Raw genomic sequence first — 15,398 nt, forward strand, 5'->3', positions numbered from 1 at the left:
CACAGAAGAAAGTCCGCTCACCATTATTCGGTGTTTTCTTTGAGGGTTTTCTTCTCCATCTGGTGAATCGATACTGTCCCACTCACTTCATTTCCTACTAAAGTAAGTGGTAACCCTGTCGGACTTACATGAGCTGGAATGAAATCTAAACCTTCAGGAGATACATCTCCCGCTATTTGGCTTGAAAAATCACGTGTATTTGTATAATTAACAAATGTTGACTTTTTCGGATTTGTTATGTCGTATGCCATGACACCACCAATTCGTTCTAAGCCGATAAATGCGTATGTTTTGTCTCCAATTTGACCAATTTTTACATCTTCTGGTTCAGGCCCTTTTTTTGCACTTCGTTTATCCATTTCGATGTCATCATTTGAAGCATTAAAATGAGCTGGAAATTGTTTTGCTGTGATGTTTTCAAAGTCACTTCCACTATCGTAAACAAGCTCCATTGTATCTGCTTTCCAAATGCTAAACGAACGACCACCTAATGTATAAATCGCATCCGTACCACGATCTGTTAATACTTCTAACTTATCATATGCAGGATTACCTTTCATTTCGTCAAATAATTGTTGCAGCTTTTTCTTTGACGTTCCTTTGTAACGCTTGTGATCTAAAGTAATCTCATCCTTCATTTTCCCGAAATCTGTTACATTCTCAAACTCTTCCCATTCAGTTGCATCCCCTTCATTCGCTGTAATGAGGTAGCTTTCTCCATTAATAGTTGTATGAGCGACGGAGTCTGGCATGTAAGCACCTAAAATCGGTAAGTTCGTCATATTTGATTCACCATCTCGTGCTGCATCTAGTTCATTTCCTTTTTTGGAATGATCTTTGAAGCCTAATGATTGAACAGATAAAATGTTTCCTTTTTTCACGTCAATCGTTGCAATCGCATTATTTTCTTGTAGTGTCACATATGCTGTTTTTGCATCATCTGAAAGCGCAATGTATTCAGGTTCAAAGTCACGTACAGCATCTTCTTTTGAACCGTTATTTCGAATATGAACATTGTCGTCAATTACACCAGTGTCATCAAATTTCAGATGACGTGATTCACCCTTTTTAAGATCGATAATTGTAACAGAGCCTTCTGGATCCACACCATTTTCTAACCCTCTTCTCAGCTCTCCTTCATCAGCAGTTAAAATGTAACGGCCATCTTCACTTATTTTGACCATATCAGGTTGAACACCTGTTTCGAACGTTTGTTGAACTTCGCCGTTATAATTCATCACAACAATCTTACCTGCTTTTTGATAATTTTTATGTTGAACAGCTGCCACGATAACCTTTTTCTTTGTGTTAATATCGATACTTGTTAAATCACCATATGTGAACGAATCTGTATTTACAGCATCTGCGATTTGAATAGATTTCTCTTTTTCAAATTTCTGATTAGTATTTCGTGTCATTTGATCTATATTAACGATATCGATGGTTTGTGCTTTACCATTTACTAAATAAAATTTTTTGTTGTCAGAGTTAAATTTAACAATTTCAGCTACTCCTCCATCTTTATCAGTTAAACTTGTATCAAAACTAGCAATTTTAGAAACATTTAATTGAGTTCGGGTATTATGTTTAGAAGCTTTATCTTCAACAGGAGATGTGGCATACGTAATTACAGAAGGAACTAGTAAAGTAACCCCTAGAATAGATGAAAGTAACGTTTTTGAAAGAGTCTTTTTCTTTTTCATCGCACAATCGCTCCTTATAGGTAGAATGAGTAAATTAATAATTCTCTTAACTACAATGTTAGCCAAGATACCATCGTTATTCTAGGGGATATCCCTAAAAATCTTGTAAAGTTTTGTAAAGGATTTTACAGTTTCACTACATGCAAAAAGCACTCTGTATGTAGAGGATCATCTCTATATACAAAGTGCTTTCTGACTGATGTATTTATTACAGTGGTGTGCTTAACGTGACATCCGGGTACTTATCTTGGAAGAGACGTAAAACGAAATCATTTTCAAATAATAAAACGGCGTGCTCATCTCGATCTTCGACAAGCATAACACGTGAGTCTGTCATGTTATCTTTGATTTGCTTTCGGTCTACCCATCTTGCAATGTCATGCTTCATACGAACAAATTCAATATCAACACCATATTCTGCCTTCATGCGGTATTCAAATACTTGGAACTGAAGTTCACCGACTGCCCCTAAAATATTATCACCGAAGTATGGTGTTTTATAAAGCTGAACTGCTCCTTCTTGCACGAGCTGTGTAATCCCTTTTTCAAAATGCTTATGCTTCATCGCATTTTTCGCTCGTACTTTTACAAATAGTTCTGGTGGGAACTTTGGTAGGGCATCAAAGTTGAACGCTGACGTCCCATCTCCCACAATCGTGTCACCTATTTGATAGTTTCCTGAATCGTACAACCCGATAATATCACCAGGGTATGCTTCATCAACGGTTTCACGACTTGCGGCTAAAAATTGATGAGACTGTCCAAGTTTCATTTTTCGACCTGTACGTGAAAGCGTCACATTCATTCCACGTTCGAATTTCCCTGAACATACACGCACAAACGCGATACGATCACGGTGAGCTGGGTTCATGTTCGCTTGAATTTTAAATACAAAACCAGAGAACGTACCATCTGTTGGTGCAACCGTTCCGATCGATGATTCGCGTGATTGAGGTGGTGATGTTAATTGTAAGAAAGCATCAAAGAATGATTGAACACCAAAGTTTGCAATCGCACTACCGAAAAATACAGGTGTTAATAAACCTTGCTTTACTTTTTCCACTGAGAATTCATTTCCTGCTTCTTCTAATAAAGCAAGTTCGTCGACTAATCCAGGTAGATAAAGCTCATTTACATGCTCTGTTACGTCACTTGTAATGTTTTCACCATCAAAGTCAACGTAATAAGATTCTTTATTTCCTTGATAGACTTCCACTTTCTTTTGAAAACGATCATACGTCCCTTGGAATCGTTTCCCCATACCAATTGGCCATGTTACAGGATACGATTCAATCCCTAATACGTCTTCAATTTCTTCTAACAGTTCAAGTGGGTCTTTTCCTTCACGGTCTAACTTGTTAATGAACGTTAAAATAGGAATACCTCTCATGCGACAAACTTTAAATAACTTTAACGTTTGTGCTTCAATCCCTTTTGTTCCATCAATAACCATGACTGCACTATCAACCGCTGTTAATGTACGATATGTGTCTTCACTGAAATCTTCATGTCCTGGTGTATCTAGAATGTTAATATGATGATCACGATAAGAAAACTGCATCACACTTGATGTAACAGAAATTCCACGTTGCTTTTCAATTTCCATCCAGTCAGATGTTGCAAACTTTCCTGATTTCTTCCCTTTTACTGTTCCGGCAGAGCGAATCATGCCGCCTAATAGTAAAAGCTTTTCCGTTAATGTCGTTTTACCCGCATCAGGGTGGGAAATGATCGCAAATGTACGACGTGAATCTACGACCTCTTGTTGAATTTGTTTGCTCATGTTTTATGAATCCTCATTTCTACTCAATTGACACTCTATTTTATCATACTCTCATACGTTTCTTTAAATCCTTTTTTCGCTCTTCGTAAACGACTTTTAATAGTAGACGGATTTAATCCAAGCTTTTGGCTCATTTCTTGAATAGAAAAGCCTTTAAAATAATACAATTCAACAACTTGACGATGAACAGTGGATAAAGACAAAAGAGCTAGCTTAACGTCTTGCCTTGTGATTTTTTCAATTACGTACTCTTCAGCAGATACATCTAACCACTCTTCTTTGTTCTTTGTAAGCTTCGGCTTATATTTATCTCGTGTTCGTTGTTTTGTTTCATAGTCTTTACATACATTAATCGTAATTCGATAGAGCCATGTTTTATACGTTGACTTCTTTTTAAATTGACTTAAATGAATATACGCTTTTAAAAAGACTTCTTGCACAATATCATCCACAAGTTCATCATTTCTAAAATACGAAAAAGCAACGGTACTTACATACTTTTTATATTGAATATATAATGTTTTAATGATTTTTTTTGGTGAAGAAATGTTCAGTTTTTCCAAAGGAACACGTTGTTCCATAGCCTCCATTGTCAATCCTTTCTTTATTCATTTTTCAAGGCTGCTTTCGTCATAATAAATAATCGATTTCTACTCCTGTTAACGTTTAATTGGTAAAATCGATTTCCAACCATTTCTTAGCTAAGAGCCATTTTAAAGAAAAATAGAAGCATTTTTACACATATGATTCAATATAGCACATCTCTACCTCTTTCGTCTTGTGTCAGAAGTGCCATCATTTACAAATAATTCCTAAACAGAACTTTTTACGAATGTTAACGTATATAATAGGCAAACGATAAGAAAAGTCGCATCAAATTTACTCGATGCGACTTTTCTTTATTCAGCTGTTACTGCTAAGCGATTAATTTTTAATGTTGGAGAGCCGACATACCCTCCACCATAGTCCATTGCAAAATCGATATCTGAGCCGATTAAGTCAATTGAATTTAGCAACTCGTAAAAATTGCCTGCAATCGTCATTTGTGTAACAGATGATACCACTTTTCCACCTTTGATGTAATGACCTTTCGCTGCAACAGAGAAGTCACCCGAAATTGGATTCGTTCCTGAGTGTAAACCAGATAAATGTGTAATCAGTACTCCTTCACTCACTGATTCAATAATTTGTTCATAAGACGTGTCTGTCGCTTCAATATAAAAGTTTGATGGCGCTACAGTTAATGTCCCTTTATAAGAAGATTTATACGCGTGACCTGTTGATTGTTTCCCTTCTTTTTTCGCCGTTTTTGTATTGTAAAAAAGACTTTTTAAAACGCCATTTTCAACGACGTATCTTTTCGTTGAGGCTACTCCCTCACTATCAAATGTACGACTTGCAAATCCTTCTTCTAATAGTGGATTATCTACAAGTTGCAATGTTGAAACCCCAATCCTTTCCCCTTCTTTCCCTTTTAACCGAGATAAACCCTTTTGCACATCTTCAGATGAAAAGATCGTAGAATAAACGTGAAGTAAGCTAGCCGCCGCATCACGACGTAAGACAACTGGGTATGTCTTGCTTGCAATAGACTTGCCAGCGATAAATGAGAGTGCTTCGTTTACCGCTTCACGCGAAATCTCTTGTGCATTCAATGCTGAAAAATCTCTTGTTAACTTTGTATATTGACCTGTTTTCACGTCTTCTCCATCTTTCACCATTACAGCAATATACATCATTAAATAGTTACTTTTTTCAGAGAGAGACAGACCTTTACTATTCGCTAGTACTCGCTTTTGCTCTCCCGTTTGAAGCATACAATAGTTGGTACCAATCACACGTGGATCAGATTCTCTAATCAGCGACTCCACTTTTAATAAAAGATCTACCTTCTCTTGAATCGTAACATTCGCTAACTCATCAGAATGAAACGAAAGCTTTTCATACGATTGGCTTCCCTCAAAAATCGCTTCCTCATCTTCATCTTCAATAATGAACGCATTTTCTTTCGCGTTTTCGACCAAAAACAAAATCGATTGATTATCTAGCTTTTCTGTGTACGCATAACCCATTTTGCCGTTAAATAACCCACGAAACGAAACTCCTGACTCGAACGATGTATCATATTGATCAAGCTCCCCTTTATGAATTTGACAAGAGAATTTATCTGTACTTTCAAACGATAGTTCCATCTCTTCAAATTCTTGCTCTTTCCCATATCTAAAGAGTTGTTGTTTAAACTGTGTTAACTCCATCTTACTCGTCCCCCTTTTGTCCACCAACTGTCATTTCACTCACACGAAGCATTGGCTGTCCGACATTAACTGGAATGCTTCCACTTACAGAACCGCACATGCCTGCACCATGAGCTAAATTGTTTCCGACCATATCTACAAGCTGTAAAGTTTTCGCACCATTTCCAATAAGCGTTGCACCTCGAAGTGGCGTTGTTAGTTTTCCGTTTTCCACTTTATACGCTTCCATGACTGCAAAATTATAATCACCACTTGCTGGGTCTACTTGACCTCCACCCATATACTTGGCATAAATACCACTTTCCGTGTTCGCAATAATCTGTTCCGATATGGACGTGCCTGGTGCAATAAACGTATTCGTCATACGTGATGTTGGGGCATATCGATACGATTCGCGACGCCCTGAACCCGTCGATTTCATCCCCATTCGCCTTGCACCTAATTTATCAATTAAGTATCCTTTTAAAATACCATTTTCAATTAATACATTTTTGCGGGCTTTTTCTCCTTCATCATCGATATTAATAGATCCCCACTCATTTTGGATCGTTCCATCATCGATATAAGTAACAAGATCAGACGCTACTTTTTCACCAACACGATTGGCGAAAACGGATTGATTTTTTGCAACAGCAGTGGCTTCTAAACCATGACCACATGCTTCATGGAAAATAACACCGCCAAACTCGTTATCAATGATAACTGGGAACTTTCCACTTGGGCACGGCTTTGCCTCTAACATTGTCACAGCAATCCGAGCAGCTTCTCCTGCATAATGCTCTAAATCTAGTCCTTCAATAAATTCAAATCCTTGAAGTGCTCCCGGTCCGTAAAAGCCTTGTTCCATCTGATTATCTTTTTCTGCTACTGCCACAATAGCAAGACGATTATACACACGTTTATCTTCTACAAATTTCCCTTCAGAGTTTGCGATTAACACGTTTTGCTCTTGATCCATTAACCTCACTTTTACTTGTTCAATTGTAGAATGATAATTTGTTGCAATTGTTGATGCTTTTTTCATCACGTCAATTTTTCGTCTCTTTTCAACCTCGCGAGGTAAAAGTAAGACAGGATGCATGCCTGGAACCTCTTCTTTTCGTAACGGTAAAATGGTTTGACGGCCTTGTCCTTTTATCGCTTGCGCGGCGTTACGAGCTGCTTTTAACAATCCTTCTTTAGAAGAATCATTCGTATAAGCGTAAACACTTTGAACGCCTTTAAAGACGCGAATCCCTATTCCGAAGTCTCTTCCTGATACACTTGATTCGAGTTTCCCTCCTTGAAGAGTTAGTAAATTATTAAATCGATCTTCTACAAACACTTCAGAAAAGTCTCCACCTGTTGAGAGCGCTTCGTGTAACACATCTTCAATTAAGGATTGATTGAGCATATCTCTTCCCCCGTTTATGTAAATTTATCTAAATTTTCAATCTATAAAGCTAGTATATACTAGCTTTACATTTTTATCCTGTCTTTTTATTCATCTTTATCCTCTTTGTTATTGGTGTCGTGATAAGTTTGACATGCATGACTGATTTTTCGTAAATCATTACTTTCTTTCTAACAAAAAAAAGCACGCAACTTCAATTGCGTACTTTTACTGAAAAAGCGAAACAAACTCTTCATATCCTTCTTGTTTCAAACCTTCTTTTGGGATAAATTGTAGCGTTGCAGAATTCATACAAGTTTTCGCTCAAACGTAAGAAGACCTCCGATAAAAAACAAAGTGGCACTGCCTCCGATTACTAAAGCTAACGTTCCAAGTGAGGCATTAAAACCGATTACACTTTGATCTTGTGGCATCATTAACATAAATGGTTGTGACCACGGATAGAAAGGGCTAACTCGTTCTGAATTAATCACCATTAAATTTGGAACCGTAAACACAGCATTTAACGCAAGCGGTGCCCCAAAACTTGCCCATGACGTCGACACCCATAATTGAAGTCCTATTAACGGAAGCATTGCCATCCATCCTCCAATGAACACTGTTATCATTAACGTAATTGGAAGTGGATCTGTGTAGCCTTGTGACAAACCTACAGCTAACCAACCAAGTAAAAAGAGAGCTTGAATACAACCAACAAGAAGAAAAATGAGAAATCCTTTTGCTAAGTAAACGGTTGAGCGTTTGACAGGAAGAGACAACAGTTGTTTCCATCCCCCTGCTTGGTGCTCATGTCGACAAATGAATGACACCAATACACCTGATAAAAGAGGTAGAAAAAGGACAGCGTGTATACTTACCATAAATACAAGCGGCTCATACCAGTCGTTCGGCAGCTCAAAATCCATTCTGGAAGCAGCTACGTAGCCGATAATAGTAGCAGTAAGTGGACTTAAAAAAACGAGAGACCATAATGTCGAGCCGTTCATTTTAAACCACTCTACTTGAAGTAACCTCCAAAACATTTAATGCACATCCCTTCGATTAAAATCAACTATTCCCATAATGAGAATACCCAACCCTAACGCTATTCCGATATATACATAGACTGTTTGATTTGCATAACCAACTAGATAAGGCCATAACCAAAATACCCAATTCGGTAGATTATGTGCATACATAGAAAAGATGGAAGCAAAAATTCCCACAGATAAAGGGATACTTTGATTTTTACATACAATTGAAAGCCATAATTGAACCGCTATAACAGGTAATCCGGCAAACAAAGGATAAAAACTATTCTTGATGATCGCACCATAAGGTATGTTTTCAAAACCTAATCCAATCCCTAAACCAACTGTGCCAACAAACGTAAGAAAACATGAGACAACAAGCATCGTGGATACGATCAAGAATTTTGAAGAAAAGACGGTCCATCGTGGAATCGGCAAACTTATTAGTTGTTTCCATCCGTTTTGCTGGTGTTCAATTGTTGCGACCATTGACGTTAAAATGGCAATGCCAAGTAACAAAGCGGTTGGCAAAAACAGATTCACTTGATGCAAAAGTCCTTCCCATACGTTCGGAAACAGTTTCATCAAGTATTCATAACGAATGCCGTAATTGACAATTTGTAACGCAATGACTCCGACAGGACCAAGGACGACTAAAAACCAAAGCCCTTTTCGCTTCACCTTTAACAAATCAGCTTGCAGTACTTGAAACATCTTTTTCTTCCTCCTCTTTTGTTAACTCTAAAAAGATGTGTTCAAGCGATGTTTTTTGTTCTTCGATTCGGTACATATCTATTTGTTCTGATACAAGAAACGAGACGATCTTCGCTACTTGCGCATGATCTATATACTCCATACTTAATTGCTGTTTTTGTCTATCCGTCACAACACCTTTTGACAACAGTAACCTTTTTGCTCGGTCTGGCTCATTCACGGTTAATAAAAGACGACTCGTCGCTTTTTTACGTAAGACATCAATCGAATCTTGAAAAATCATGTTTCCTTTTGTGATTATTCCTACTTTTGTTGCCATTTGATCAATTTCACTTAGTAAGTGACTTGATACTAACACTGTCATGCCATATTGTGTCGGCATCTCTTTAATAAGAGTACGAATTTCTTGAATACCAGCTGGGTCTAATCCATTTGTTGGTTCATCTAAGATGAGTAGCTCTGGATTTCCAAGCATGGAAGCAGCAATGCCAAGTCGTTGCTTCATTCCGAGGGAATAACCTTTTACAGCGCGATTGGCATCTTTCGTCAACTTTACAATCTGTAACACTTCATCGATTCGTGAAGTGGGAACTTGTAGTATTTTTCGAAGTGCTTCTAAATTTTCTCGTCCTGTTAAATGTCCGTAATAAGAAGGACTCTCTACTAACGAGCCGATTTTTCGTCTCGCTTTTAAATGTTGTTCCGGTCCTTGATTAAATAATTTGATTGATCCACTAGTAGGCTGTGCAAGACCTAAAAGCATGCGGATGGTCGTGGTTTTACCCGCACCATTTGGACCTAAGAATCCGTAAATCTCTCCTTTTTCAATTGATAAATTGATACGATTTACCACTTTCATTCTTTTAAATTCTTTCGTTAACTGATTGGTTTCAACAATTAAAGAACTCATCTTCCTCACCTCTTTTTCATTGTAGACACCCAAGGTTAAAACGAAGGAAAAGGAAAGGTTAAAATTTGTTTAAAAAAACGAACTGCATCCTCTGAAGTAGTTTTGCTTCAGTGAATGCAGTCCGCAATACGTTATCTTTCTATATGATTCTCAATGTAAATCGTTGTTCCACTTGCATGTGAATCAATTCGCCATGTTAGTTCCATATCGTTTACCATCATGTCGACAACCGCTAATCCAACACCAGCTCCTTTTTCAGTTGTTTCCGCTAAAAATCCATTACCTTTATCTGCAACAGTTAAGGTCGTTTTAGTAAGAGACACTCTAACATATTTCCCCTCTGCAGCATGCCGATTAATATTTTGAAGCAAATTATCTAAAATACGTTCCATCCATTTTGAATCGATGGTCCATTCGACTTTTTCTTCTGGCAACCAAACGTCAATATCGAAGTTTTTCTCTTCAAAAATCGGGTACCACCCAACAAGGAATTGACGAATAAGCCTTCCCATATCTGTTCGCTTCGGTTCATACAAATATTTCCCAGAAGATAAAAGTGTATAAGAAAGAAGATTATCCATTAAATGACTAATAAATTGAACTTTATGATCAATGAGTTCCAGTGACTCTCTTCCATTTTCTGAAAGTTCTTCTTTTTGCAGACTATATGCATGTGCACCTAAAGCTGTCAGCGGTGTACGCAAATCATGTGATAAATTCATAATAAGCTCTCGGCGCAATGTTTCTTCTTCTTGATAGCGACGCTGACTATCTTCTAACTGTATAATCATTACATTAAATGACTCTTCTAATTGACCGATCTCATCTAGTTCTTTACGCTCAACCGGATGAGGGATTCCATTTGCTCCTTTTTCCTCCATTGCATGTTGCAACCTGACAAGACGTTTTCGAATCCGTTGAAAGAAAATCCATGAACAAAAAATAAATAAAAACATCACAAGGAGAACAACACCTGTAAAGATGTATTCGTACTGTTTTCCTAAGCGTTCAATTGGCAGTTTTAGATGTTCTCGATCCATTTTCAATACCATAAACCCATTCGATTGATTCTCACCAATAAATGCAACGACCGTGAATGGATCGGAATCAAAACTATCTTTCATGAATTGAATGCTTTGTGCAACTGTCCACCTTTTCGGTAATGTTTCATCTCTTGGAAAAGAAGCTTTCGTTTCACCACTTTCATCGACCCAAAACAACTCAGCGTGAGGATAGCGTTGTTGAAATACGAGTAACGAAGCATTGACTTCTTCATCACTTGCTCCTTCTAATGTTTTTGCTTGTTGATGCCACTTTTTCTCAAAATCAGAAGGACCTTCGTGTGGCTTCAATCCTTGATTATATAAGATAGGTGGCATGTAAAGGAGAATTGACAGGGTTGGAATTGACAGTGGTAGAAGTAAAATTGCCACGACAACGACAATTAAATATTTGGCTAGTAATGACTGACGAAACTTCATCCCCGCACCCGATACCCAACACCACGTATCGTTTCAATAATTTCCGGGTTTGCTGGGTCTTTTTCTAACTTTTCTCGCAAATAACGAATATGAACCATTAATGTTTTATCTCCTTCTATGTAAGATTCACCCCATACACCTTCATACAATTGTTCTTTCGTTAAGATTTGATTTAAGTGTTGAATGAAATATGAAAAAATTTGATGTTGTTTTCCTGTTAATAAAACTTCTTCTTTCGTATCTCTACGCTCAATGCGACTCTCGATAGGATAAAAGGTAACATTCCCAAGATGAATCGTTTTTTGTTCATGTTTTTTAAATCGGCGAAGTAACACTTCAATGCGTGCGATAAGCTCTTCAGGATGAAAAGGTTTCGTTACATAATCATCTGCAAACTCTAAACCTTCAATTTTATCTTCTAATGCGGTTCTTGCTGATAAAATTAAAATAGGAATGGTAGCATCCATTTTTTTTAAACGCTTTCCAATGGAAAATCCGTCAAGGCCTGGAAGCATCACATCTAATACAACAATATCTACTTTTTCCGCTTTATCAATGGCGCCTTCTCCACTTGTTAACCAGCACACTTCGTACCCTGTTCTTATTAACTCTTGTTCTACCCACTTACCAATCTCTTCGTTATCTTCTATGTATAATACTCGATTCAACTTACATCCCCCCAGCACATTCTCTTATTCTATTTTATACAGAAAATGGAACAAGAGAAAAGAAAAAGAATCATGATTGCTCATGACCCTTTAGGCTTAGATTATTGTTTTTGCTTTATGACCACATTTGAAATCTCGTCACGCTTACTGTAAATCCAATGCAACATGTCTTCATTTAGCCTTGCCATAATTTCAATATTTTTAAAGAAACTAATAAAGATAATTTCAATGCTGCACATCACAAGCCAAATCGATTGACGTTCTTCTTCAGTTAAATTTTCGACTTCTTCGTAGCCACCGACTACCACCTTTACAAGCTCTAGCCACTTTTCACGTTTTTGTTCATCTTTGTACACTTCACCTAATACACTAGTGAGGAAGTAGCAAATATCAAACAAACGAATGTTGTGTTCGACAATTTCAAAATCAATAAAACCTGTCAATTTTTGATTGTTAAAAATAAGATTTGTAATATGTGCATCTCGATGAATAAGTTGCGCAGGTAGCTTTGGACATACTGCTTTTAATCCTTTTTCGACATTTTTAAAAATATGGTGGGTTTCCTCTTTTAATTTCAAGCTAGATCCTAGTTGCGGGATGGCCCACTCACATATTTTCTTGTTTAAATAGATCGTTGGATAAAAAGGAGTTTGCTGAATATCTTTTAACTCCCGGTGCAAGATAGCGAGTTGCGCCCCTACTTCTTTACCATGCGCAATAATCGTTTCAATATCATTTGATGGTAGAGCAGAGCCTTCGACATAGTTAAAAAGAACGTATACTTGATGTTGATCGTTCACTGACCACTTTCCATCTTTATTCATGATTGGTTTTTGTACTTTCACTTCATGTGAAGATAAATTACAAAGTAGTTCTAGCTCCGCATTTATCTTTTCAACATCTCCACTCATTCTTTTTAAAATATAACGCTGTCCACCCTGTTCTTCCACTAAACAAACACTTTGACTAATTTGATTAATAACACTGTCTTCAATACCCCAATTATGTAAGACACGCTTCATTTTAATCCCTCCCATATGTTCTCTATCCTAAACAAGCACCGCACATAGGTGCTTCAAAAAATCGGCTCCAAACGTATATAAGATCACTTTCACTCTTATTTTGGCGCGAAAGTGTGAACGGTACATGAACATTCTTTTTACTGCATTTCCTTTTTTGTTGACCTTAATCTATCTATTAACTAACTCCCTTCACATTAGGTGTACATTTATTATAACAAAAGACACGATGAAAGATATCTGATTTTTCCAACAAAAACAGACAGTGTTTTTACATTCAAACTTTATTTCGACTAAATAACAAGCCCTACTATGTTTTTTCCTTCTACGTATGAAAAGCATTTTTAACAAGTTCTCACAAAATAATTACTTTCGTCCCCAATGACTCGTACAAAACAAGGAAATTTATGGTATAATCTAAATGAAAGGGGAGTTACATATGAAGCGTGCTTTTGTTTTGTTCATTGCTTTATCAAGTACATTAATAAGTTGTTCCAATGATAAGCCTGTCACACAAAATGTCACTTCTGAAGAGAAGTGCGTGGAGGTTGTCGAACAAGTCAACGAGAAAAAACCTTTTTCCTATTTGCAAGATTTAAGTGATGAAAAGCGAGCAATCTATGATCAATTCGTTCACAAAAAAGAGGTTCACCTTCTCAAAAACTTCACGCCTGAAGAAATTTTGTTAGTATACCTCCATTCAGCAGGTACATTTGATAATGAAGCTATTTATGAGCTCACTTATAACCGTACACTTTTTGGTGACTTTCATGCATTTCAAGTAGAATATCAGTTGCACTTGTCATCATCTATTCAAGACATGGCCATGACCTATCGCTTTTATGATACTGTGACAACAAATCATCCAACTATCAAGCCTGCTGAACCGTTAAAAGAAGGAGAAAGCAAAGTAGTCATTACTACCTCTTATGGATCCTCTATGATGAATTTAGCTAGTGTTATGCTTATCCAAGAGGATGGGGTCTGGAAAGTGGATACGAACAGCATGTTGCTCTATTATAAAAACAAAGAAAGTGAAACAACTGAATAAAAATGGATGACTGATCGCTAAAATAAACGATCAATTGAAGTCACTTAACACCTATAAATTAGGTAACTAACTATCAACTGTTCGTCTTCCTGATTAAGTGGCCGCTTTATATGATATATAACGTCGATCCTACGTGCGCTTTTATACTCATTGTATGTGGAGTAACACGCTGAAGGTTTCGAAATGGTCTTAGGTTTTCCGTGTTTATCCTTACACTTTCTAGTACGAGAAAGGCAGATTTAGTCGCTCCTTCTTTTCTTTTCGTGTTTAAAAAGTAAATAATTTCTTCACCAGTACGAATTCCAATTCCGTGACCAAAATAACGATCATCGTCAATCACAATCGCATTTTCACCTTTCCATTGTGGCTGCTCGGGATCATACTGAGGGTTTTGGAAGTACACACAATCTCCCGGAAGAGCGTCTTCTCCTTTATGAACGTATAAATCAAGATTATCATGGTATTCCCAATCGTATAAATAAAGATTAGAGAACAACTGGTTAAATCGAGTACGATGGATTGACTGCAAGATGGCCTTATAAAAAACAATCACAATTGCAGTTGCACATTCAAAAGCGTATAATCGTCCATTTTTAAAAATATCTTCAATTCCTGTAGAGGGTAAGACATCCTCTTTAAGAATAAACGCTCCTTTATCTGTTAATTCCCAATACTCTTCATTACATTTTGAATTTGCGAAATTAGCAAACTTTGCGCCACTTTCATTAAGTAAATTCGCTGCTTTTACAATTTGAACTCTCAATTTTACTTCGAATTCTAATTCTTCCATCGTATTATAGCGATACACGTCATTTTGCGTATGCATCTTCGCTAAAATGTTCATGTTTTCATTACTTGTAATTGTTTGTGGAAGCTGACTTAGATTAATAACTGCGCCATTTATTTGAATCACCGATATCATCTCTCCTTTTTAAATGAAAGCTAAAGAGTCAACGCCCCACCACTTATCGTTGGACTACGACCTTCTTCACACGATTAAAGTGGGGGTATCCTTGCCGTTATAGATGAAAATGAGCTTTCACCTTTAATACGTTATATTATAGTGATGAATAAAACGTGCAAAGGAGCGCCATTACTGAAAAAGAGATGGTTGTTTTTTATTGTACATAGATAAACAAATTTTTAATATTTTCATTCATACGATTGAAGAATACTTCCTTTGAACCTGTAGTTGACGTATTCTTCACTTGTTATGTTAAAATAATATAAATGAGTTTACTTTGGAACTTTAGGAGTGAAGAACATGCTTGGAGTCTTATTAATGTGTGCACTCTCTGTCATTGGGATTGCAGTCGCGCTTTTTAGTTTGATTGGGACATTTATTAAAAAGATGGCAAAAGCACGTGAACTTAATAGTCAAAGAGATTAGGTGGAGCTCCTAATCTCTTTT

14 protein-coding genes are annotated in these 15,398 nt (G+C 37.0%); 2 read left to right on the forward strand and 12 right to left on the reverse strand.

Features of this window, described 5'->3' with window-relative positions; genetic code table 11:
• Positions 1 to 23: 23 nt before the first annotated feature.
• From DIS06_RS17915 to DIS06_RS17965, 11 genes are all read right to left on the reverse strand, one after another.
• Complete coding sequence (locus tag DIS06_RS17915; RefSeq protein WP_110114607.1) at positions 24 to 1,703, reverse strand: choice-of-anchor I family protein; 1,680 nt, start codon at positions 1,701 to 1,703, stop codon at positions 24 to 26.
• Between the two features lie 208 nt (positions 1,704 to 1,911).
• Positions 1,912 to 3,486: a peptide chain release factor 3 gene (locus DIS06_RS17920; protein ID WP_110114608.1), complete on the reverse strand. Its 1,575-nt coding sequence runs from the start codon at positions 3,484 to 3,486 to the stop codon at positions 1,912 to 1,914.
• A gap of 35 nt (positions 3,487 to 3,521) precedes the next feature.
• Entirely contained in the window at positions 3,522 to 4,067 is a 546-nt protein-coding gene (locus tag DIS06_RS17925; protein WP_162596017.1) for an RNA polymerase sigma factor, read from the reverse strand.
• Positions 4,068 to 4,385: 318 nt separating this feature from the next.
• Positions 4,386 to 5,741 (reverse strand): TldD/PmbA family protein, encoded by a 1,356-nt coding sequence (locus tag DIS06_RS17930; RefSeq protein ID WP_110114610.1) that lies wholly within the window; start codon positions 5,739 to 5,741, stop codon positions 4,386 to 4,388.
• Between the two features lies 1 nt (position 5,742).
• Positions 5,743 to 7,134, reverse strand: a complete 1,392-nt coding sequence (locus DIS06_RS17935; RefSeq protein ID WP_110114611.1) for a TldD/PmbA family protein — start codon at positions 7,132 to 7,134, stop codon at positions 5,743 to 5,745.
• 287 nt (positions 7,135 to 7,421) lie between these two features.
• A complete protein-coding gene (locus DIS06_RS17940) occupies positions 7,422 to 8,156 on the reverse strand; it encodes an ABC transporter permease (protein WP_110114612.1) in 735 nt (244 codons plus the stop codon).
• On the reverse strand, positions 8,157 to 8,858 hold the full coding sequence (locus DIS06_RS17945; RefSeq protein ID WP_110114613.1) for an ABC transporter permease: 702 nt from the start codon (positions 8,856 to 8,858) through the stop codon (positions 8,157 to 8,159).
• On the reverse strand, positions 8,836 to 9,768 hold the full coding sequence (locus DIS06_RS17950; protein ID WP_110114614.1) for an ABC transporter ATP-binding protein: 933 nt from the start codon (positions 9,766 to 9,768) through the stop codon (positions 8,836 to 8,838). The genes DIS06_RS17945 and DIS06_RS17950 overlap by 23 nt, the downstream gene beginning before the upstream one ends.
• A 131-nt stretch (positions 9,769 to 9,899) precedes the next feature.
• Positions 9,900 to 11,249 (reverse strand): HAMP domain-containing sensor histidine kinase, encoded by a 1,350-nt coding sequence (locus DIS06_RS17955; RefSeq protein WP_110114615.1) that lies wholly within the window; start codon positions 11,247 to 11,249, stop codon positions 9,900 to 9,902.
• A complete protein-coding gene (locus tag DIS06_RS17960; RefSeq protein ID WP_110114616.1) occupies positions 11,246 to 11,917 on the reverse strand; it encodes a response regulator transcription factor in 672 nt (223 codons plus the stop codon). Before DIS06_RS17960 ends, DIS06_RS17955 begins: the two co-directional genes overlap by 4 nt.
• Before the next feature lie 101 nt (positions 11,918 to 12,018).
• Positions 12,019 to 12,939: a phosphotransferase enzyme family protein gene (locus DIS06_RS17965; RefSeq protein WP_162596018.1), complete on the reverse strand. Its 921-nt coding sequence runs from the start codon at positions 12,937 to 12,939 to the stop codon at positions 12,019 to 12,021.
• A gap of 436 nt (positions 12,940 to 13,375) precedes the next feature.
• Between DIS06_RS17965 and DIS06_RS17970 the strand changes: the two genes are divergently transcribed.
• A complete protein-coding gene (locus DIS06_RS17970; protein ID WP_110114618.1) occupies positions 13,376 to 13,987 on the forward strand; it encodes a hypothetical protein in 612 nt (203 codons plus the stop codon).
• Between the two features lie 106 nt (positions 13,988 to 14,093).
• Here DIS06_RS17970 and DIS06_RS17975 read toward each other — a convergent pair whose 3' ends face one another.
• Entirely contained in the window at positions 14,094 to 14,900 is an 807-nt protein-coding gene (locus DIS06_RS17975; RefSeq protein WP_239422132.1) for a protein-glutamine gamma-glutamyltransferase, read from the reverse strand.
• Between the two features lie 351 nt (positions 14,901 to 15,251).
• Here DIS06_RS17975 and DIS06_RS20810 point away from each other — a divergent pair, with 351 nt between their 5' ends.
• Entirely contained in the window at positions 15,252 to 15,377 is a 126-nt protein-coding gene (locus DIS06_RS20810) for a hypothetical protein (protein WP_275425444.1), read from the forward strand.
• Positions 15,378 to 15,398: the final 21 nt, after the last annotated feature.

It is taken from the genome of Bacillus sp. CGMCC 1.16541 (assembly GCF_003184905.1).
In the GTDB taxonomy this organism is placed as follows: domain Bacteria; phylum Bacillota; class Bacilli; order Bacillales; family Bacillaceae_H; genus Priestia.